The 17126-nt window shown below is 60.6% G+C and carries 14 protein-coding genes; 8 read left to right on the forward strand and 6 right to left on the reverse strand.

Annotated features, from left to right (window positions below; all coding sequences use genetic code 11):
- Positions 1-224: 224 nt before the first annotated feature.
- Positions 225-647: a hypothetical protein gene (locus G3M56_RS08025; RefSeq protein WP_164361854.1), complete on the reverse strand. Its 423-nt coding sequence runs from the start codon at positions 645-647 to the stop codon at positions 225-227.
- 66 nt (positions 648-713) lie between these two features.
- Positions 714-1421, reverse strand: coding sequence for a hypothetical protein (locus G3M56_RS08030; protein WP_164361856.1), 708 nt, complete (start codon positions 1419-1421; stop codon positions 714-716).
- Between the two features lie 272 nt (positions 1422-1693).
- Between G3M56_RS08030 and G3M56_RS08035 the strand changes: the two genes are divergently transcribed.
- From G3M56_RS08035 to G3M56_RS08045, 3 genes are all read left to right on the forward strand, one after another.
- Entirely contained in the window at positions 1694-2629 is a 936-nt protein-coding gene (locus G3M56_RS08035) for a ParB/RepB/Spo0J family partition protein (protein WP_164361858.1), read from the forward strand.
- 126 nt (positions 2630-2755) lie between these two features.
- Entirely contained in the window at positions 2756-4156 is a 1401-nt protein-coding gene (locus G3M56_RS08040; protein WP_164361860.1) for an ATP-binding protein, read from the forward strand.
- 548 nt (positions 4157-4704) lie between these two features.
- The gene (locus G3M56_RS08045; RefSeq protein WP_164361862.1) at positions 4705-5565 is read left to right on the forward strand and encodes a hypothetical protein; all 861 of its coding nucleotides are present in this window, start codon (positions 4705-4707) and stop codon (positions 5563-5565) included.
- Positions 5566-6340: 775 nt separating this feature from the next.
- On the opposite strand, the gene G3M56_RS08050 is transcribed toward G3M56_RS08045, so the two are convergent.
- Positions 6341-7525 (reverse strand): prenyltransferase/squalene oxidase repeat-containing protein, encoded by a 1185-nt coding sequence (locus G3M56_RS08050; protein ID WP_164361864.1) that lies wholly within the window; start codon positions 7523-7525, stop codon positions 6341-6343.
- A 72-nt stretch (positions 7526-7597) separates the two neighbouring features.
- Positions 7598-8404 (reverse strand): YdjY domain-containing protein, encoded by an 807-nt coding sequence (locus tag G3M56_RS08055; protein WP_164361866.1) that lies wholly within the window; start codon positions 8402-8404, stop codon positions 7598-7600.
- Between the two features lie 103 nt (positions 8405-8507).
- Here G3M56_RS08055 and G3M56_RS08060 point away from each other — a divergent pair, with 103 nt between their 5' ends.
- Together G3M56_RS08060 and G3M56_RS08065 are read left to right on the forward strand one after the other, a co-directional pair.
- Positions 8508-9305 (forward strand): ABC transporter ATP-binding protein, encoded by a 798-nt coding sequence (locus G3M56_RS08060; protein WP_164361868.1) that lies wholly within the window; start codon positions 8508-8510, stop codon positions 9303-9305.
- Positions 9302-10483, forward strand: coding sequence for an ABC transporter permease (locus G3M56_RS08065; RefSeq protein WP_164361870.1), 1182 nt, complete (start codon positions 9302-9304; stop codon positions 10481-10483). The genes G3M56_RS08060 and G3M56_RS08065 overlap by 4 nt, the downstream gene beginning before the upstream one ends.
- A 490-nt stretch (positions 10484-10973) precedes the next feature.
- Here G3M56_RS08065 and G3M56_RS08070 read toward each other — a convergent pair whose 3' ends face one another.
- Positions 10974-13451 carry a DEAD/DEAH box helicase gene (locus G3M56_RS08070; protein WP_164361873.1) on the reverse strand — a complete coding sequence of 826 codons (2478 nt, stop codon included), beginning with the start codon at positions 13449-13451 and terminating at the stop codon, positions 10974-10976.
- A 169-nt stretch (positions 13452-13620) separates the two neighbouring features.
- On the reverse strand, positions 13621-14568 hold the full coding sequence (gene aroE / locus G3M56_RS08075; protein ID WP_164361875.1) for a shikimate dehydrogenase: 948 nt from the start codon (positions 14566-14568) through the stop codon (positions 13621-13623).
- A gap of 183 nt (positions 14569-14751) precedes the next feature.
- Between aroE and G3M56_RS08080 the strand changes: the two genes are divergently transcribed.
- The 3 genes from G3M56_RS08080 to acpS all read left to right on the forward strand — a co-directional run bounded on the left by G3M56_RS08080 (position 14752) and on the right by acpS (position 16533).
- On the forward strand, positions 14752-15252 hold the full coding sequence (locus G3M56_RS08080) for a hypothetical protein (protein ID WP_164361877.1): 501 nt from the start codon (positions 14752-14754) through the stop codon (positions 15250-15252).
- A 112-nt stretch (positions 15253-15364) separates the two neighbouring features.
- On the forward strand, positions 15365-16150 hold the full coding sequence (locus G3M56_RS08085; RefSeq protein ID WP_164361879.1) for a pyridoxine 5'-phosphate synthase: 786 nt from the start codon (positions 15365-15367) through the stop codon (positions 16148-16150).
- Complete coding sequence (gene acpS, locus G3M56_RS08090) at positions 16147-16533, forward strand: holo-ACP synthase (protein WP_164361881.1); 387 nt, start codon at positions 16147-16149, stop codon at positions 16531-16533. The genes G3M56_RS08085 and acpS overlap by 4 nt, the downstream gene beginning before the upstream one ends.
- The last annotated feature ends 593 nt before the right edge of the window (positions 16534-17126 follow it).

Here is a 17126-nt window from a genome sequence, read left to right on the forward strand (position 1 = left end):
TATCCTCTGAAGTGCGGCTGCGCCGGATGGGGGTGGTTTGCCGACCTGGAGATCGGCGTTCCAGTTGGCGCCTCAGGCGGATAGAGCGGCGACTCCGTAGTTGAGCTTTGCGTCTTTGCGTCTCTGCGTGAGTATCCCCTGAAGTGCGGCTGGGCCGGATGGGGTCGGTTGGCCGACCAGAGGGTCGGTGTTCCAGATAAAGAGGCGCTCAGGATGAGGGGGCGTTAGCGGAAGAGCTGGAGCTGGTCGAGGAGGTAGCTGATGGCCCAGCCGGCGAATGCGAGCGAGCCGGCGACCATGAGCAAGGTGACGAGCGCCTGTTTGATGCGGTCGTTGCGGCGCTGGTTGCGTTCGGAGTACCTGAGGCCGCCCTCGACGTGGCGGCTTGGGAGCGGTTCGTCGTCCATTGGCAGCAGGTCGCGTTCGCGGATGCGGCGTTCGGCTTCGCGGGTGGGGGCACCGGCGATTTTTTGTTCCAGCTCCCTGACCTTCGAGCGGACTTTGTCGACTTCGTCGTCGATGTTGAACAAATCCGGGTGGTCTTTCACGGCCGATGCGCGCACGTCGTGGCGGATCCACGAGGTCTTCTGCTGGTTGCTCTTGGTTTTCAGGCGGGTGCTGAAGCGTGAGCGGCGGATGTTCTTCATGGCGTCGATTGGTGGGAGAGGGCGTGAGGCGAATCCATCTGGTTGTGATGGATCGTTTCACTGTTATTAGGCTCCGGGGAGCAGTGTGGTGATGACGACGTAAACGAGAGCGGCGACGATGAGTGGCAGGGTGAAGGCAAAGCCGGCCTTCAACCACGCTTCAAAGCTGCCGTTGGCCAGTGGTGAGCTTGAGGCGGTGCCGGTGGCGGACTTGTCCTCGGGTTTACCGAGGGCGAGGCGTGCGATAACTTCGTCGTGGTCCTGCTCGGCGTCTTCCAGAGCGGACGTGGCTTTGAGCAGTTCGTCGCGCAGCTGGCTACGCGACCACTTCTCAGGGGTCAGGCCTTCGATCAGATCGAGGTGACGGTTGAAGCTTTTTTTGGCGTGCTCGAGTTGTTCCAAGCGCTTGCGGGCCTGGTAGGTCTCACGGTCTAGCCGTGTCATGCAACGGTTGATTTTCTCGGTGATTTCGACGCGGCCCTTGGTGAACTTTTCCTGGCGGACACGCAGCTCTTCGAGTTCCGACTGATGGCGTTCGAGTTCCTTTTGTTTGTGGCGCAGTTCGAGCAGCTGCTCCTGGGCTTCGTGGAGCTGTTCGCCGAAGTTCTCATCGACCGCGGCTTTCTGGCTCGATTTGACGGTGCCCTTGGAGGTTTCCTCGGTGAACACAGGGTCCTTTGGTAGCGACGATGTGTTTTTCTCCGAGCGGGACGATCCGAGTGGTAAATGACCGTCGGTGGTGGACGATGGGGCGGTGGGGTTTGGAGTACTCATGGCGCGATTTTGGTAAGGATGCGTGTTGGCGCTTGCGGTTAGAGGGCTCCGGTTTCCGGGTGCCTCACAAGTGTATTTGAGTCAATGGGATAGGGCGTTTGAGAGAATGCTTAGATAATTGAATAATATGGATAACTTAATTAAGTCCAGTGTTTTCTGATGGGGCTTGGTAGGGTGATTTTTGTGGTGCGTGAGGTGGTGGATTTCGGGCGATGCAAATCGATGCAATGAGCGTTGCAATTCGAGGAGGCGGAGAGTAGACTCCGCGACCTATGGCAAAGCAGGCTCTCGGAAAAGGACTTGGTGCATTGATCAAAAAACCGTCGAAACCAGGCACGGCGAACAATGTGTCGGCGAATGGTGTTGTATCCGCGCAGGAAGAGGTGCAACCCGGTGAGCGTGTGGAGAAAGTGGCGATCGGGCGTGTGGTTCCGTCGCCATTTCAGCCGCGTAAGGTTTTCCGCGACGACCAGCTTGAGGAGTTGAAGGAGTCGATCAGCCAGCATGGAGTGATCCAGCCGCTGATTGTGCGTGAGGTGGACGGCAAACTTGAGTTGATCGCGGGTGAGCGTCGCTGGCGTGCCAGCCAGGCGCTTGGGTTGAGTGAGGTGCCGGTGGTGCGTCGTGAGGCCAGTGACCGCGACGTGTTGGAGATGGCGCTGATTGAGAACCTGCAGCGTGAGGATCTTGATGCGATCGAGGAAGCGCGAGCGTTCCAACGTTTGGCTGAGGAGTTCTCGCTGCGTCAGGAAGACATTGCCAAGCGTGTGGGCAAGAACCGTGCGACGGTGGCCAACGCGATCCGTTTGCTGGATTTGGCGCCTGAACTGCAGACCCAGGTATCGCAGCGCATGCTGAACACAGGGCATGCCAAGGTATTGCTCGGGGTGAAAGATTTGGAAGCCCAGGTGCTGCTCGGGCATGAGGTAATCCGGCGCAAGTTGTCGGTCCGAGCGACCGAGCGTCTGGTGGCTGAGTTCCAGCGCAGCAAGTCGGGTGACGATGCCAAGCCGAAGGCCGGGCGCTCCTGTGAGGACCAGCTGCCGCCGCAGTACCGTCAGATTGCCAACAATTTGCGTGAGCGCTTTGCAACGCACGTGTCACTCAACCATTCGGCCAAGAAAGGTAAGATTGAGATCGAGTATTACGGCGAGGACGATTTGTCCCGCATCCTCGATTTGCTCGGGATGGGTAACGAGGAATTGTAACTCCCTGAGCGGGAGTGGTGAACGGTGAGAGGCTTTGTCGAAAGGACGCGATGTGTCCGGGCGAGCCGGATTGGTGGGTGTATTTTTTTCTTAAGAATGAGTGGAGCAGGTGATAGAAGCGAGGGCATGTCTGAATTGGACGCTCTTCGTCAACAGGTGGCGGCTGCCCCCCGGGATGCCGGGTTGTGGTTTGCCTTGGGTCGGCAGTGTTTGGAGGACTGGGCGCTGGACGAGGCCCAGGCTGCATTTGAGTCTGTGCTGGAATTGGAGCCCAAGCATGTGGGGGCGCAACTCGAGCTGGCGCGCACGTTGAGTTTCAGCGGAATGAGTTCTGCGGCGATGGTACGAGTGGAGGCGGTTTTGCAACACGATCCATTTTGCGTGGAGGCGATGTTGTTGATGGCACGGATTTTCTGGCAGGACGGTGACGGGGAGTCGGCGCGGCTGTGGTTGCGCAGGGCGTCGACGGTTGATGCGTCGGTGCGTGACCGTGCACTGGAGCGCGAGTTGTCCGAGACGATGATTGCGTCGGACGACGAGATGGACGGGCAGTCACCCGCGCCACGGCCTGCGGGCAATGGCAAGCGTGGACGCAAGTCCAACGAGGGTGCGGTGGACGACGACGATGACGATCCGTTCGGTGATTTTGACGCGCCGACGTGGGAGGAGTCGTTCCAGATGAATGATTTCGAACGGCCTGCGTTGCGTTTTGAGAACGTGTTGGGTCATCCGGAGGTGAAGCGCGAGCTTGGGATGAAGCTGGTTTATCCGGCGCGTAACCCTGAGTTGTTCCGCCGCTACGGCAAGGCGGTGGGCGGCAGTGTGATTCTCTACGGGCCTCCAGGCTGTGGCAAAACCCAGCTCGCCAAGGCAACCGCCGGTGAGATTGGTGCGCGGTTCTTTACCATCAGTCCGCACCAGTTGCTGGATATGTACGTCGGTGGCTCTGAGCGCAATATGCACCATCTCTTTGATTTGGCGCGCAAGGATGCTCCGTCGGTGATCTTCCTCGAGGATATCGATTTGCTGGTGGCCGATCGCTTCCGCCAGCGCGGCAGTGGTGCGGGCAACCAGCGCGGATTGCTGCAGCAGTTGTTGCGCGAGCTGGACAACAGCGACGGCAAGAACAACGGGGTGCTGATCATTGGCTCGTCGAATGCGCCGTGGAACCTGGACCTCTCGGTGAGCCGTCCCGGGCGCTTTGACCGTGCGCTTTACGTGGGGGCTCCGGATTCAGCGCAGCGTGAGGTGTTTATCCGCCGAATGGTGGAGAACAAACCGTGCGAGGCGTTGGACACCGCATTGATCGCGAAGAAGACGCGCGATTTCACTACCTCCGACCTGGACGCGCTGATCGATGCGGCGCTCGACAACGTGCTCGCTTACGCGATGGAAACCGGCGACGAGCGGCCGATGAACACAGCGGACTTCCTCGACGCGCTGGAGCGGGTCAAGGGATCGGTGCCGCTTTGGTTCAGTCGGATGAAGCAGGACGGCGGAACCATGCCATCCGGCTGGGAGGTTTGACTTAGAGTTTGCTAGTGTGCTGGTTTGCAGTTTTCAGAGGGGAACTGCGGAGGGGCTTTGATCGGCCTGCGGGTGTGCCTTTTGGTATGGCGGATCCGCAGGCTTGGCCGTTTGTGGTGGGCGGGGGATCTCCCAGGGTGTGGTCGCCTAAGGCTCCCGTCACCCTGGGCTGGTTTGCATTTCCCCTGCGGGGAATGAACGGTGGCTCGGGTGTGCAATTGGGGAAGTGCTAGCTGCGCTCGGATTGGAGGATGTCGACAAGAATGTCGACCCACCAGTGATGGGTGGCTGCGGCGAGGGTTCCGATTGGGAGGCGATCTGTAATGATCCGCGAGCATCTGTGACTTAAATGCGGACGGGCGTCGAGGAATGGAGTGACGGTGTCCTCACCGTCCGGGGAAGCGGAGTTGAGTGTGTGGGGAGAGAATGGTCGCTGCGCTCCTGTGGCAGAATGAGTCGCCGGGGACGTCGAGTCTCCAGAGTCTATCCGTTATGGCGGTAGTAGATTTGTGTCGCTTCTCGCGCTGGTGGGGTGGTAATTGGTGGGTATGCGTTGGTTTTTGATGACGGCTTTGAGCTCATGGATTGCGTTGGGGGCTGCGCTGGGGTGTGTTGACCGGCATTTACCGGAGGGGATGAAGTCGGTGGAGGATGCACTTGGTCAGGCCAAGTGGGTGGTGGTAGGGCAGCCGAAGGTAGCGACAGTGCACTATTTTTTGAATGGAGAACGGGTCACCGCAGAGAGTGCATTGGCGCATCTGCGGGCTGGTGATGTGAACGTGGAGGCGGCGTATCGCGTGGTTCTGAAAGTGGGAATGGTGGTGCGAGGGGAGCTTGAGGAAGACGAGCTCACGGTGGGCTGGCGTGAACGGTTCAATGGCCATTTCCGAATCCCACGCCATGCGATGAGGCAGCCGGGTGTTTGGTATTTGATGGGGGACGCGTTGGAGCAGAACGGCTCGCAGCCAGTTTTCTGGACAGGGGGATTACCTCCTGGTGCTGGTAAGGGGGAGGCGAAATTGGTGGAACAAGAGCTTGTGGCGGAGATGGCGGCTCTACCGGTTGATCGCTATTTCGATCTAGGGGAGGATTTGTTGGCGCCGGTGTTGTGGCATGACGAGCCATCGGGGATCGACCGGTGCCACGTGCATGACGAAGCGTTGAGCAAGGTTGAGGTTCCGGTGCGATATGGGGATGGGGTGGGTCGGATAATCTCGGCTCCGGACGATGTGGCGGAGCGTCAGTTTCCTTTTGCGCGTCGGTGGGTACGGGCGGTGGGTAAGCCTGGGTTGGTTCCGATTGAGAAGGCTTTGGTGTGGCGTTGCGGGGCTTGTGGTGATGCCGAGCGCCGTTGGAGGGCCGAGCACGGGGTTTCCAATGGTGCCTTGTTAAGGTTGCCGCAGCCGTGAGGAGTTTTCTGGTGTGTTGGTTTTCAGTTTTCAGAGGAGATCTGCAGCGGGGATTGATCGGCCTGCGGGTGTGCTTGATGCGGGTGACGGCGTCGCTGGCTTGGCCGGTTGGATGGTGGGCGGGTGATCCCAGGGTGTGGTCGCCTGAGGCTCCCGTCACCCTGGGCTGGTTTGCATTTCCCCTGCGGGGAATGTATGGCGGCGCGGGTGTGCAATTGGGGAAGTGCTCGCTGCGCTCGGATTGGAGGATGTCGACAGGAATGTCGACCCACCAGCGATGGGGGGCGTCGAGCCTCCGGTGGTTGGCGCTTACGGTTTGTTCCTGCGCTTGCTGCATCTGTGATTATCCGCGATCATCTGTGGCCTGGATGCGGCCGAGCGTGATTGAGTGGAGTGACGATGTCTTAACTGTCTGGGGCGGCGGCGTTGGGTGTGAGATTGTAGAAGTGGTCGCTGCGCTCCTGTGAGAGAATGAGTCGACGGGGACGTCGAGCCTCCGATGTCTGGTTTTGCTGGAGCGGTCGAAGGCTGGATGGAGTGACGGTGTCTTCACCGTCCGAGCGGGGGAGAGGATGCTCGCTGCGCTCGGGTTGGAGGACGTCGACAGGAATGTCGACCCACCAGCGATGGGGGGCGACGCTCCGGAGATTGCTACTTACGGTTCGTTCCTGCGCTTGCGGCATCTGAGGCAACTGAAAACGCCCTCGATCCACGGCTGGGATCGAGGGCGTTTCGGGTGGGTGAGGTAGATCCTCTATGGCCGAGCAGAAGCTCGTTAGAGGCTGTGGTAGATGTGCTCGAGAGTAAGCATCATGTACGCGGTCGAGAGGGTTGGGTTGTCTTCCATCCAGCGGTTCGAGGCATCGTTAGTCCACGATCCATTTGGCTTCTGGAGGCTGAGCACTTTGAGAGCCAGGTCTTTTTTCCAGTCGATCTTGGTTCCATCTGCGGTTTGGATGGTGTCGATCCCGGCCTTGGTCAGGCCCTTGGACATGGTGTGGAAATAGTAAAACAAGCCTTGGGCGCCCATGTTCGGGTTCTCCTCAATGGTGTAGTTCTTGGTGACCCAATCGGTGACCGCTTTGACGCGTGGATCGTCTTTGTCGACTTCGGCGTAGATGAAGCTGAGCAATCCGGCGTAGCTCATTGAGCCGTACGAGCGCAGAGCGGTGCGTCCGTTAGGAAGTTCTTGTTCACCGGCTTTTGAGTCGCCTGGGAAGTAGACGAACCCGCCGCGGTTGTCTGGATCGCTGCTGGCGAACTCCTGGTCGTTGGTTTCCTCGAGGTTTTGGGTGCGGCTGACGAACTGAATCGCGGCGTCCCAGTTGAGTTCCTTGGCGGCGTCATCGCCTTCGTCTTGGAAGCGTTGGCGGGTGTGGCTGAGGGCTTCCAGAGCGAAGTGTGTGTTGGAGAGGTCGGAGTGAGGGTAGGTGCCACCGTAGCCGATGCCGCCGTCGTATGGGCTGTCGGTTTCGCCGATGGTGTCGAAGTCCGACTGCTGGGCGACGATGTAGCGGGTGGCCTTGAGGGTTTGCTCCTTGTACTTGTCGGTTGGTTCGGCGAGCAGAGCCATCACCGACAGGGCGGTGTTGTAGACGTTCATGCCCTTGACGTAGATTCCGCCGTCTTCTTGTTGGTTGGCGAGGATGAAGTCGTAGGCCTTGCGGGCGAACTCAGGCGTGGTTTGTGGGTTTTCCCGCGCCGGGTTGTTCATCACGGCGGACAGAGCGATTGCTGTGAGAGCTGGGAGTTGTTGGATGCTCCATGACCCGTCCTCGGCTTGGGTGGACTCGAGGTAGGATGAGCCACGGTTCAGCGCTTGTTCGATTTCGAGCTTCAGCGAGAGGCGCTTGTCCATCTTGGCGGCCTGTGGTGCGGTGGCGTTGTCCGCAGCCGTGGCGGTGATTGGCAGGGCGACCAATGAGGCGGCGAGAGCTGCGCAGGTGATAGCGGTTTTCATAATGATTCAGGCGTATGGGAAGATGGTTTGGGAGATTGCCGGCGAGGACAGTGAAAAATTTGCCACACGAGGTCAATCTTTTGCGTGTGACGATTTGGTGGATTCCGGTTGTTTTGCCGGGGCGAATTGAATGGTCACCTTGGTGCCGACTTCCGGGATGACATCCGGATCTCCGACCCAGGTTTGGCCGGCGACGTCTTCCTTGGGCAATGGGTTGAGGATGCAATCGTAGGCGAGTCGTGTACCGACCATGGCACCCCCCATGTCGGGAACTTTGGCCCCCATTTCCTCAGTCGATCCGGTGAAGACCCAGTAGTTGGACGCCTGAGAGTAGGGCACCCATTCCTCGGGTGTTGCTCCTTGGCGCACCAGCATGGATTCCAGCGGTGCGGTGTGGTCTTTGCCATCGACCGTCCAGCTCACAGTGACTTTGACGTGTGCTTTCGGGTTGGCGGGTGGGTACACCGGTGGTGGGAGTTTCTCTCCGGGGCGGTAGGGTTTGTCCAGCGGCTTGGCAAAGGTTTCCTGCGAGGTTTCGAAATGGTTGAGCAGGAGCGCGGTCTGAAGTTGGACCGGCAGGATTTCTGTGATGAAGATTGCCTCGTGGACACGTCCGTTGACGTGGGTGACGGGGAACTCGATCAGCCCTTCGGTCATGTTTACCTCCGCGGGGAACGAGATCGTGCGCTTTTCTGCATCGATGGTGACTTCACCGATGCGGTAGATGTGATCCGCGACCTTTTCCGGCTGAACCAGCGCTTTGATCTCGGGTTTGGTGGCTGGGGCCTTCTCGGTGGTTCCCGCCGGAGCGTCGTCGTTGGCGGAGGCAACGACGGACGAGATCAGCAATGCGGCGGAGAGCGAGCGTGCGGGCATCATGAGGACAAGGTAAGCGGAGATTGGCGTGGGTGCAGATGAAAACGACGGTCGCAGGCTGATTTGTTCGTGTTCTGGGTTCGATTCCAAGCGTTGAATTCGGGTGATGGGCGCTTGTACGGCGGGCGGCGTGGTGCATGATGTCGGCGTGATTTCGCTGAGCCATGTAACCAAACAATTCCAAGCAACGCGCAAGGCGGACGCTTGTGAGGCGGTGCGTGATGTGTCATTTGACGTCGAGAGTGGCAAGGTGACGTGTTTGCTCGGGCCGAATGGATCGGGCAAGACGACGTTGTTGCGGATGCTGGCGGGTGTGATGACGCCGACTGCCGGCGAAGTGGTGGTGGCAGGGCACCGGTTGCCGGGCGAGTTGGCCGAAGTCCAACGGGTCGTCGGTTTTGTGACGGGATCGACCCGGCTTTATGGCAAGCTTACCGGGCGCGAGATCTTGCGTTACTTTGGTAAATTGCACGGCATCGAGCGCAAGCCTCTCACCGCGAGGATCGCCGAGTTGATCGGGTTGCTGGACTTGGGAGAATTTATCGACAAGCGGGTGGACACGCTTTCGATGGGGATGCGCCAGCGGGTGTCGATCGCCCGGGCGCTGATCCACGACCCGCGCGTGGTGGTGCTCGACGAGCCGACCGCGGGGCTGGATATTTTGTCATCGCGTGCGCTGATGGATCTGATGCTCAGCTTACGTGACCAGGGGCGGACGGTGCTTTGTTCGACCCATCTGATGGGTGAGGTGAGTTTGATCGCTGACCGTGTGGTGATCATCCACGAGGGAACGATTCGCTTCGACGGTGAGCTGACCGAGTTGTACGAGAAGGCGGGGGACCGCAACCTGGAGCATGCGTTTCTCGAGGTGCTTGGAATTGAAAAGAAGGAGGTGCAGGCGTGAGTTCGTTTTCGATGGCTTGGACGGTTCTGCGCAAAGAGCTACTGGAAGCGTTGCGTGATCGGCGGACGATTGTGCTGACGATTTTCGTACCGTTGATCCTGTACCCACTCATGGTCGGGTCGTTCGGTTTTTTCACTGGAAAAAAGCAGCTCGACGATCAGTCGCGGGCGCTGGCTGTTCGGGTCGCTGGTGATGGGGCGGATCAGGTGGAGTCGGTGCGTGCGGATCTGCAGCGGCTGTCGGATGCAGCGGGTGAGGATGCTCGTTATGTGGGGGCGGAGCATCCGCTGCGCCGCGGGGCGGATGCGGTGGTCCACGTGGCACCGGTACCTCACGGGCTGGCGCTCAATGTGGAATATCAATCGACTTCCGAGGGCCGGGCCACCCGGCTGCGGGTTGGTGAGACCCTCCGCGACCTGGTGCGGGAACATGAGGCCAGAAGGCTGGCCGAACTAGGGCTGGAGAAAGCCCAGATCGAGCCGATAACCGTGGTGTGGACTGATGTGGCAACGCCGGCGGTGGCGCATGGGCGCGAGGCTGCGGGGATGCTGGTCTACTTTTTGTTGTTCTTATCGTTCACGGCCTGTCTTTCCGTGGCGATCGACGTCGGTGCCGGGGAAAAAGAGCGCGGGACGATGGAGACCTTGCTGACCACTCCGGCCAACCGCGGGGCGTTGTTTGCCGGGAAGTTGATGGCGGTGGTGATTGTCGGTTGTTCGTCCGTTTTCTTTTCGGTGCTGGGAATGGGCGGGATGGTGATGTTCGGGGCGACGCAGAGTCCGCAGTTGGCAGCTTTGGTGGGGGGCTTGCTTCATTGGGAAGCGCTTGCAGTGGCGGTGCCGATGTTGTTGTCCGGAGTCTTGTTGTTAGCGTCGTCGACGCTGGCAATTTCGCTGCGGGCTGAAAGTGCGAAACAAGCGCAGGCAACGATTGCTCCGCTGCTGATGGTGGTGGTGATCGTGTTGATCGCGGGAGCGACGCCGGCGGTGCGCTTGGACTGGAGCACGGTGTTTGTGCCGGTGTTGAACCTGGCATTGTCCGTGCGCGCATTGATCACAACCGAGGCGAACCAATGGGTGTTGATCGCAATTGCCGAGGTTGTAACGATCGCGGGGATCGTGGTGACGATCCGACTTGGAGCGAGAGCGTTGCGCAGCGAGAGGGTGTTAGGAAGGTAGAGTTTGCTAGTGTGCTCGTTTGCAGTTTTCAGTGGGGATGAGAACTGCGGTGGTGTTTTCGACGGCCGGCGGGTGGCCGGGTGAGCGCGACGGAATCGGTGGCTTGGCCGGTTGGGGGAAGTCGGGAAGTCGGGATAGGACGGATAGGACGGATAGGACGGATAGGACGGATAGGACGGATAGGACGGATAGGACGGATAGGACGGATAGGACGGATAGGACGGATAGGACGGATAGGACAGGCGGCGTGAGGGAGGATGTCGACAGGAATGTCGACCGACCAGCGACGGGTGGCTGTGGCGAGTGCCTCGAATTGGAGGCTATCTGTGACCATCTGCGAGCATCTGTGGCCTTGATGTGCAAGCGAATGCTCGCTGCGTTCGGGGGGGATCGAGTCGACGGGGACGTCGAGCCTCCAAGGGGACGTGATCCTCCAAACGGAGCGAAGGGCTGAGCGACTCATCTGTGACCATCCGCGAGCATCTGTGGCCTATACACGGACGAGCTTGAGATTGGCGGGGCGTTGGAGGTCGTGGGGCAGGGCTGGGGCGAGGTTGAGGCGGGAGTCATCGCCGAAGCGCTCGAGGATATCTGCGGCGCAGTGTTGGAGTTCGCGCCAGCGTTCCCAATCGTAGTCGGGCGCGTGGTGGATGTGGCGCATGAGTGAGAGCCATTCGATGCGGGCGCGTTCGAGGTCACCGGGCCCGAGTTGGTCGAGCTGGTTGAAGTCGGGACGTCGACCGTCGAGCAGCCAGGCCATCAGGCAATCCGCGGCACCTTCGCCGAAGCCGGGGGGAAGTCCGAGTTCCAGATAGCCGGGGTAATTCAGCGCACCGTAATGTTTGCGGCAGACGGCGCCCAGGCGGTCGGCTCCTTCCGACGCCACATCGGTGAAGCGGTGGCCGGCGCGCAGGTTGGCCAAATGCCAGACGAGTTCGCTGCAGAGGTAATCGCTTTCTTCGAGTGCCGCTGCGATTGCCAGCCCCTCGCCGCGTTGGAAAAACGAAAAGACCACACCGCGTCGGGTGGGGACGCCGTGGTGGTCGATCAGTGCCAAGCGTCGCCACGCGCGCAGTGGTGAGTTGGCTGGTGCAGTGCGCACATCGCCGGTTTCCGGGTCGATGAAATCAGTGACCGAGTCGAGTTCGCGGACGCGTTGCGGTGGATCGAGCAATGCTTTGCCGTGGCTGTCGTGGATGGCTTCGACCCGGATATTGGCCAGATCGAAGATGCCGGTGATGGTGGTGGGCTGGACGATCAGGTCGTGCAACTGGAGCCCAGGCGTGGTGCGTGCCACTTGTTTTGCGAGTTGCTTCGCCAACTGTGGCCCATCGGCGTGGGTGCCGAGCAGGCGTTGGTTGAGCTTGGCGAACTTACGCACCGCCTTGGTAGCGCGGAAGCCATCGGGGTGATCCTGATCCCCGGACGAGGTGGCGAGGACGACGTGTTTGACGTAGCGCCAGCCGGTGGAGGACGATTTGCTTTCGAGTCGCTTGATCACGCCGAGAGCGAAGTGAGCATCGACGACGGCAGAGAGTTGGAGTGAGGGTTTCCAGCCGCGCTTGGTTTTGCTGAGGCAGCGCGCCAATGGGGTGAGCTCCGGCTCGTCCTCGATGGCATCCCATTCGCCCGAGCTGGCGAGGATCTCGCGTCGTTTCGGAGCGGTGGCGTAGGGGGACTTCTCCTCGCTGGGAGCGTGCGTTTCTTCGGTGTCGCTTTCCTCAAACCCGAGGCGGATGGTTTGTTCGCTGAACAAGCGGGCACAAAGCTCCGTGGCAGCGGCAAAGGGAGATCCGCCGTGGGCTGCCTCGCGGTCCATGATGCGCAACAGAGTCGGCCAGTCGACGACGTTGGTGCGGCGCAGAGCCTCGGCGTGGCCGTCGGCTGGTTTTGGTGAGTCTCTGGTGGTGATGACGTAGCCTTGTTCGTCCAATCCACGGCGTCCGGCGCGGCCGAACATTTGGAGCAATTCGTCCGGCGCGATGTGGCGGATGTACGGGCCTTCGCGGTAACTGCGAGCGGTGACAAAGACCGAACGTACCGAGAAGTTGATGCCCGCGGCGAGGCCGGTGGTCGCCACGATCACGCGCAGCTGACCGGCTTTTGCCAAGGGTTCGATCAAGCCGGCGCGCACCGGATAAGGCAGGCCGCTGTGATGGTAGGCGACCCGTTTGCCCAGCAGCGAGACCAGCTCGGCCGGGCAGTCCTTGCGTCCGTGCTGGGGTACGTTGAGCGGTTTGTCCTCGGGTAGTGCTGATGCGATCTGACGGGCGATCTTTTCCGCGTTGCGGCGGTGGGGCGCGAAGATCAACAATGGCGCCATGTCGCTCATGCAGACGCCGACGGCGAGCTTGGGCAGCAATCCAGTGATGGATTTGGGTGCGAAACGAGGGAGCAGTTCGACGGGTTGTTCGTCGAGGGGGACGGGGCGTTCGCTGACGCGGACCAACTTCGGGCTGCGGCCGATGCGCTCCATCCACGCGGTGATGTGCTGTGGGTTGGCGACCGATCCGCTGAGCAGGAGCAACTGGGTGTCCTGAGGGGCGAGCGCGATCATCAGCTCGTAGTTCAAGCCGCGCACGCGGTTGGCGATCATTTGGTACTCGTCGATGACCAGCAGCGCGGGGCCATTGCCGTCGATGATTTGTTCGCGCAGGGTTTCGAGCGTGGCGACGACGACCGGGGCGTTGATGTTTTTGGCGACGTCACCGGTGGCGATGCCGCAGTTCCAGCCTTTGCGGGTCCACTCGGTGAACTTGTCATTGGCGAGCGCGCGGGTGGGGACGGTGTAGACGGCTTGTCCCTGGATGTCGCGGGCTTCGACGAGCAACTCAAAGATCTTGGTTTTGCCGGCGCCGGTGGGGGCATCGACGACGACGTCGTGGCCCGAGCGCAGGGCGTGCACGGCGTCTTGCTGCCAGATGTCCGGGATTTCCAGCGCACTGAGGTTGGCAAATGGGTCGTCCATTGAGGTAGAGGCTGCGATATGATTCGATGCTCACGCAGAGACGCTGAGGCGCAGAGTGATGGGGGGGGCGCTAAGCTTGGAGGTGAGGGACGTGGGCAAGAATAACATTCCGCCGGCGATTTGGCGGGTTGTGGGAGGTTACGAATGCCGGCCCACCAGCGCGTTGGGGCTATGCCTTTGAGGCGTCGCGCAGGGCTTGGCGCATGACGTGGATGTCCGGATCCTGGCCGAACCAGATGGCGAATGCGGCGGCGCCCTGATGGAGGAGCATGTCGCTGCCATTGGCGATGCGCGCGCCATTGCCCTCCGCGGCACGCAGCAGCGGGGTTTTCGGCGGGGCGTAGATCATGTCGAAGACAAGATGGTGCGGCAGGATCATCTGAGCGGGGAGCGGGGAGCCTTCACCTGGTTTCATGCCAACCGATGTCGCGTTGATGATGAGGTCGGTTTCCTCGAGTTCTTCCGCGAGTCGGCCTGGTTCGTCGAGTCCCACCGCGCACAAGCGCTCGGTGGCGCCGTGGAGTTTGTCGTCGGTGAAGTGTGGGCGCAGTTGCTCTTCGAGCTCCTGGATTTTGCTGACCGTGCGGTTGATGAGCACGAGGCGTTCGCATTGGTCGAGCGCGCATTTCACCGCGGCGGCGCGACCGGCTCCGCCACCGGCACCGACGATGGTGATGCGCAGGTCACGCAAGTCGATGCGGAAGGCATCGCGGATGGCTTCGGCCATGCCGATGCCGTCTGTGTTGAAGGCGTAGGTTTTGCCGTCGTCGGCGAAGAGAATGGTATTGGCGGCGCCCATGGCGGTGGCGGCGTCGTCTGCGACATCGGCGGCGGCCAGTGCGGTGGCCTTGTGGGGCACGGTGACATTGACGCCGATGAACCCGAGGGCCCGCAGTTGAGCGAAGAGAGATTCAAACGAGTCGACGCTGGCTGGGACGTGGAGTTTGACGTAGCGGGCGTTGATCCCTGCTTTGTCGAGCGCGGGTTGGTGCATGGCCGGCGAGAGCGAGTGGGCCACGGGATCGCCAATCACCGCGAGACGCGGAGCCGGATCGGTGGGGGCTTTGCCGGAGGCCTGCCAGGAATTGAGGTCGTCGAGGGTGAGAAGGGTGCTCATGATGGGAGGGGATCGCGCTCGATGGTTGGCTAGGATGATCAACGGTTTGCCTGGAAATGCAAGATCGGGAGCGGTTGGGGATCGGTACTTGTTTAGTGGGGCTGGATAATGCTAGAAACGCCAAGCCTGTCGACTCCTTGTGCAGGCAGTGCTCAAGCTTAATACTTAACAAGACAAACAATAATGAATCAGCAAGCAATGCCACCCGTTCCCCAGCAGAAGAGTGGCGCCGGCAAATGGTTGATGGGCTGTGGGATTGCAGCAATCGTCGTGCTCATTGCGGTGGGCGGACTCGCCTGGTGGGGGATCAGCAAAGCCAAGGATTTTGCCAAGGATTTTGCCAACGAGTGGGGAGACAATTTTCCCGTTGGAATGGCTGCCATGGCGGTGAAGTTTGATCCGCAGTATGAGCTGCGCGAAAAGGATCCGGCTGCGGGTACTCTGACGGTAGAGAACAAATCGACCGGTGAGGTTTCCGTGTGGCGCATGGGAGGATCTGATGAGGAGAACAAAACCTTTTATATGATCGACGACAAAGGGCGCCGTGTGGACATGAAGCAAGGCGAGCACAGCCCTGGGGAATCGATCTTCACGGTGGGTGAGGTGATTGAGACCTCCGAGCCATCTGCTGCAGATGGCGGAGTAGACGCTACGACCGGGGAAGATCCGGCGCCGATGCCCTAATACCATTTAAGCGGTCAATCTGAATAAGCGCTGCTTGTCGATCTGTGCAGCTTTTCCCTACGGGCGGTGATCTTCTGATTGCCGCCCGATTTTTGTGGGCCGATAGTGTGGGATGCAATCCGAGACGAACACTGGATCCCAACCACTGAAACTTGGTGTGAACATCGACCACGTGGCGACCCTGCGTCAGGCCCGTTACGCGACGATGCTCGACAACCACAATGCCGAGCCCAATGTCGTGATGGCCGCATTTGCCGCGGTGGAAGGCGGTGCCGACTCGATTACCATGCATCCGCGTGCGGATGGCCGCCACGTCCAGCTCAGCGATGTGGAAGCCGTGCGTGCCGAGGTGGATGTGCCATTGAACATGGAAATGGGCAACACCCCGGAAATGGTCGAGGCCGCCCTGCGCATCAAGCCCGACTACGTTTGCCTGGTGCCGGAAACGCGTGAGGAACTGACCACCGAGGGCGGACTGGATGTGGTGACGCATGCCGCGGCGTTGCGCGAATCGTTGCCGAAGCTTCAGGCTGCTGGGATCGAGGTGAGTTTGTTCATCGACCCGGTGGACGAGCACGTGCGGATGGCGGCGGAACTGGGTGCGGAAATGATTGAGCTTCACACCGGGGCGTTTGCCAACCACTTGGGTGAGGAGCGCGAGGCCGAGCTTGAAAGGTTGAAGGCAGCGGCTGAGCTCGGACATTCGTTGGGCTTGCAGGTGAATGCGGGTCACGGGATCAACTACCAGAATCTGGAGGATTTGTTTGCCGTGCCGCATTTGGCTGAGCTGAATATCGGACACACTTTGGTGTCGCGCTCGGTTTTCGTTGGGTTGGTGGAAGCGGTGCGTGAAATGCGTGAGGGGATGGATGCTTACCCAACCGGAGGCAACGCGTGACCGCAGGCGTGCGTGGCATTGGGATCGACTTGATCGAAGTCGAGCGGATTCGTCGTGGGCTTGAGCGTCACGGCGAGCGATTTGTCGCGCGCGTGCTGACTGAGGTCGAGCGTGGTTATTGTTTGCCGATGGCGGACCCTGCGCCGCATGTGGCGGCACGGTTTGCGGCGAAAGAAGCGGTGGCCAAAGCGTTGGGCACCGGGATTGGTGCCGGCGTGCACTTGAATGAAATCGGCGTCGTGCGTGATGACGCGGGTGCGCCGTCGATCGAGCTGAGCGGCGAGACCGCGGAGACATTTGCCACCATGGGCGGCGGCCGGATGTTGATTGCGCTAAGCCATACGAAAGACCACGCGATCGCGCAGGCGATGTGGGTGGGGTGATGGCCGCGACGGTCATGAAGAACGACGACAAGAGAACGGGACGGAGCAGAGGGCTACGGCAGGAGTGCCGTAGGTCCATCGGGGAATGGTGGATGAGCGGGGTGCGGTGGAGCGACCTCGCTCTTGAGGGGGAGCGGTGACTGTTGGTGGTCGGTGTGCTCTCCTCGTTGTGGATGTGCTGTGGGATCTTTGGGGCTTTGCGTGAGATCCGGTTTTGGACGGCGCGTTCTTTGATGATGGGGACGGCGCCGCACGATTGTGGGCAGGAATGCCGACCCACCAGCGCTGCGCGCGGGGCGCAGCGGATGATGGGTGCGATAAGAGAACGGGACGGAGCGGGTGGCTACGGCAGGAGTGCCGTAGGTCCATCGGGGAATGGTGGATGAGCGGTATGCGATGGGGCGACCTCACTCACGAGGTGGGGCGGTGACTTTTGGTGGTCGTTGTGCTGTCGCAGGTATTTAGCGTGCTCTGGGATCTTTGGGGCTTTGCGTGAGATCCGGTTTTGGACGGCGCCGCACGATTGTCGGCAGGAATGTCGGCCCACCAGCGCTGCGCGCGGGGCGCAGCGGTGCGGATGATCGGTGCGATAA

Origin of the sequence: Sulfuriroseicoccus oceanibius (assembly GCF_010681825.2) — a bacterium.
Lineage (GTDB): Bacteria > Verrucomicrobiota > Verrucomicrobiia > Verrucomicrobiales > SLCJ01 > Sulfuriroseicoccus > Sulfuriroseicoccus oceanibius.

Bases quoted from the DNA above. Each gene is read 5' to 3' on its own strand.
- G3M56_RS08035 (WP_164361858.1), top strand. From the start codon at position 1,694: ATGGCAAAGCAGGCTCTCGGAAAAGGACTTGGTGCATTGATCAAAAAA.
- G3M56_RS08040 (WP_164361860.1), top strand. From the start codon at position 2,756: ATGTCTGAATTGGACGCTCTTCGTCAACAGGTGGCGGCTGCCCCCCGG.
- G3M56_RS08050 (WP_164361864.1), bottom strand. From the start codon at position 7,525: ATGAAAACCGCTATCACCTGCGCAGCTCTCGCCGCCTCATTGGTCGCC.
- G3M56_RS08080 (WP_164361877.1), top strand. From the start codon at position 14,752: ATGAATCAGCAAGCAATGCCACCCGTTCCCCAGCAGAAGAGTGGCGCC.
- G3M56_RS08030 (WP_164361856.1), bottom strand. From the start codon at position 1,421: ATGAGTACTCCAAACCCCACCGCCCCATCGTCCACCACCGACGGTCAT.
- G3M56_RS08070 (WP_164361873.1), bottom strand. From the start codon at position 13,451: ATGGACGACCCATTTGCCAACCTCAGTGCGCTGGAAATCCCGGACATC.
- G3M56_RS08055 (WP_164361866.1), bottom strand. From the start codon at position 8,404: ATGATGCCCGCACGCTCGCTCTCCGCCGCATTGCTGATCTCGTCCGTC.
- aroE (WP_164361875.1), bottom strand. From the start codon at position 14,568: ATGAGCACCCTTCTCACCCTCGACGACCTCAATTCCTGGCAGGCCTCC.
- G3M56_RS08045 (WP_164361862.1), top strand. From the start codon at position 4,705: ATGCGTTGGTTTTTGATGACGGCTTTGAGCTCATGGATTGCGTTGGGG.
- G3M56_RS08025 (WP_164361854.1), bottom strand. From the start codon at position 647: ATGAAGAACATCCGCCGCTCACGCTTCAGCACCCGCCTGAAAACCAAG.
- G3M56_RS08060 (WP_164361868.1), top strand. From the start codon at position 8,508: ATGGGCGCTTGTACGGCGGGCGGCGTGGTGCATGATGTCGGCGTGATT.
- G3M56_RS08085 (WP_164361879.1), top strand. From the start codon at position 15,365: ATGCAATCCGAGACGAACACTGGATCCCAACCACTGAAACTTGGTGTG.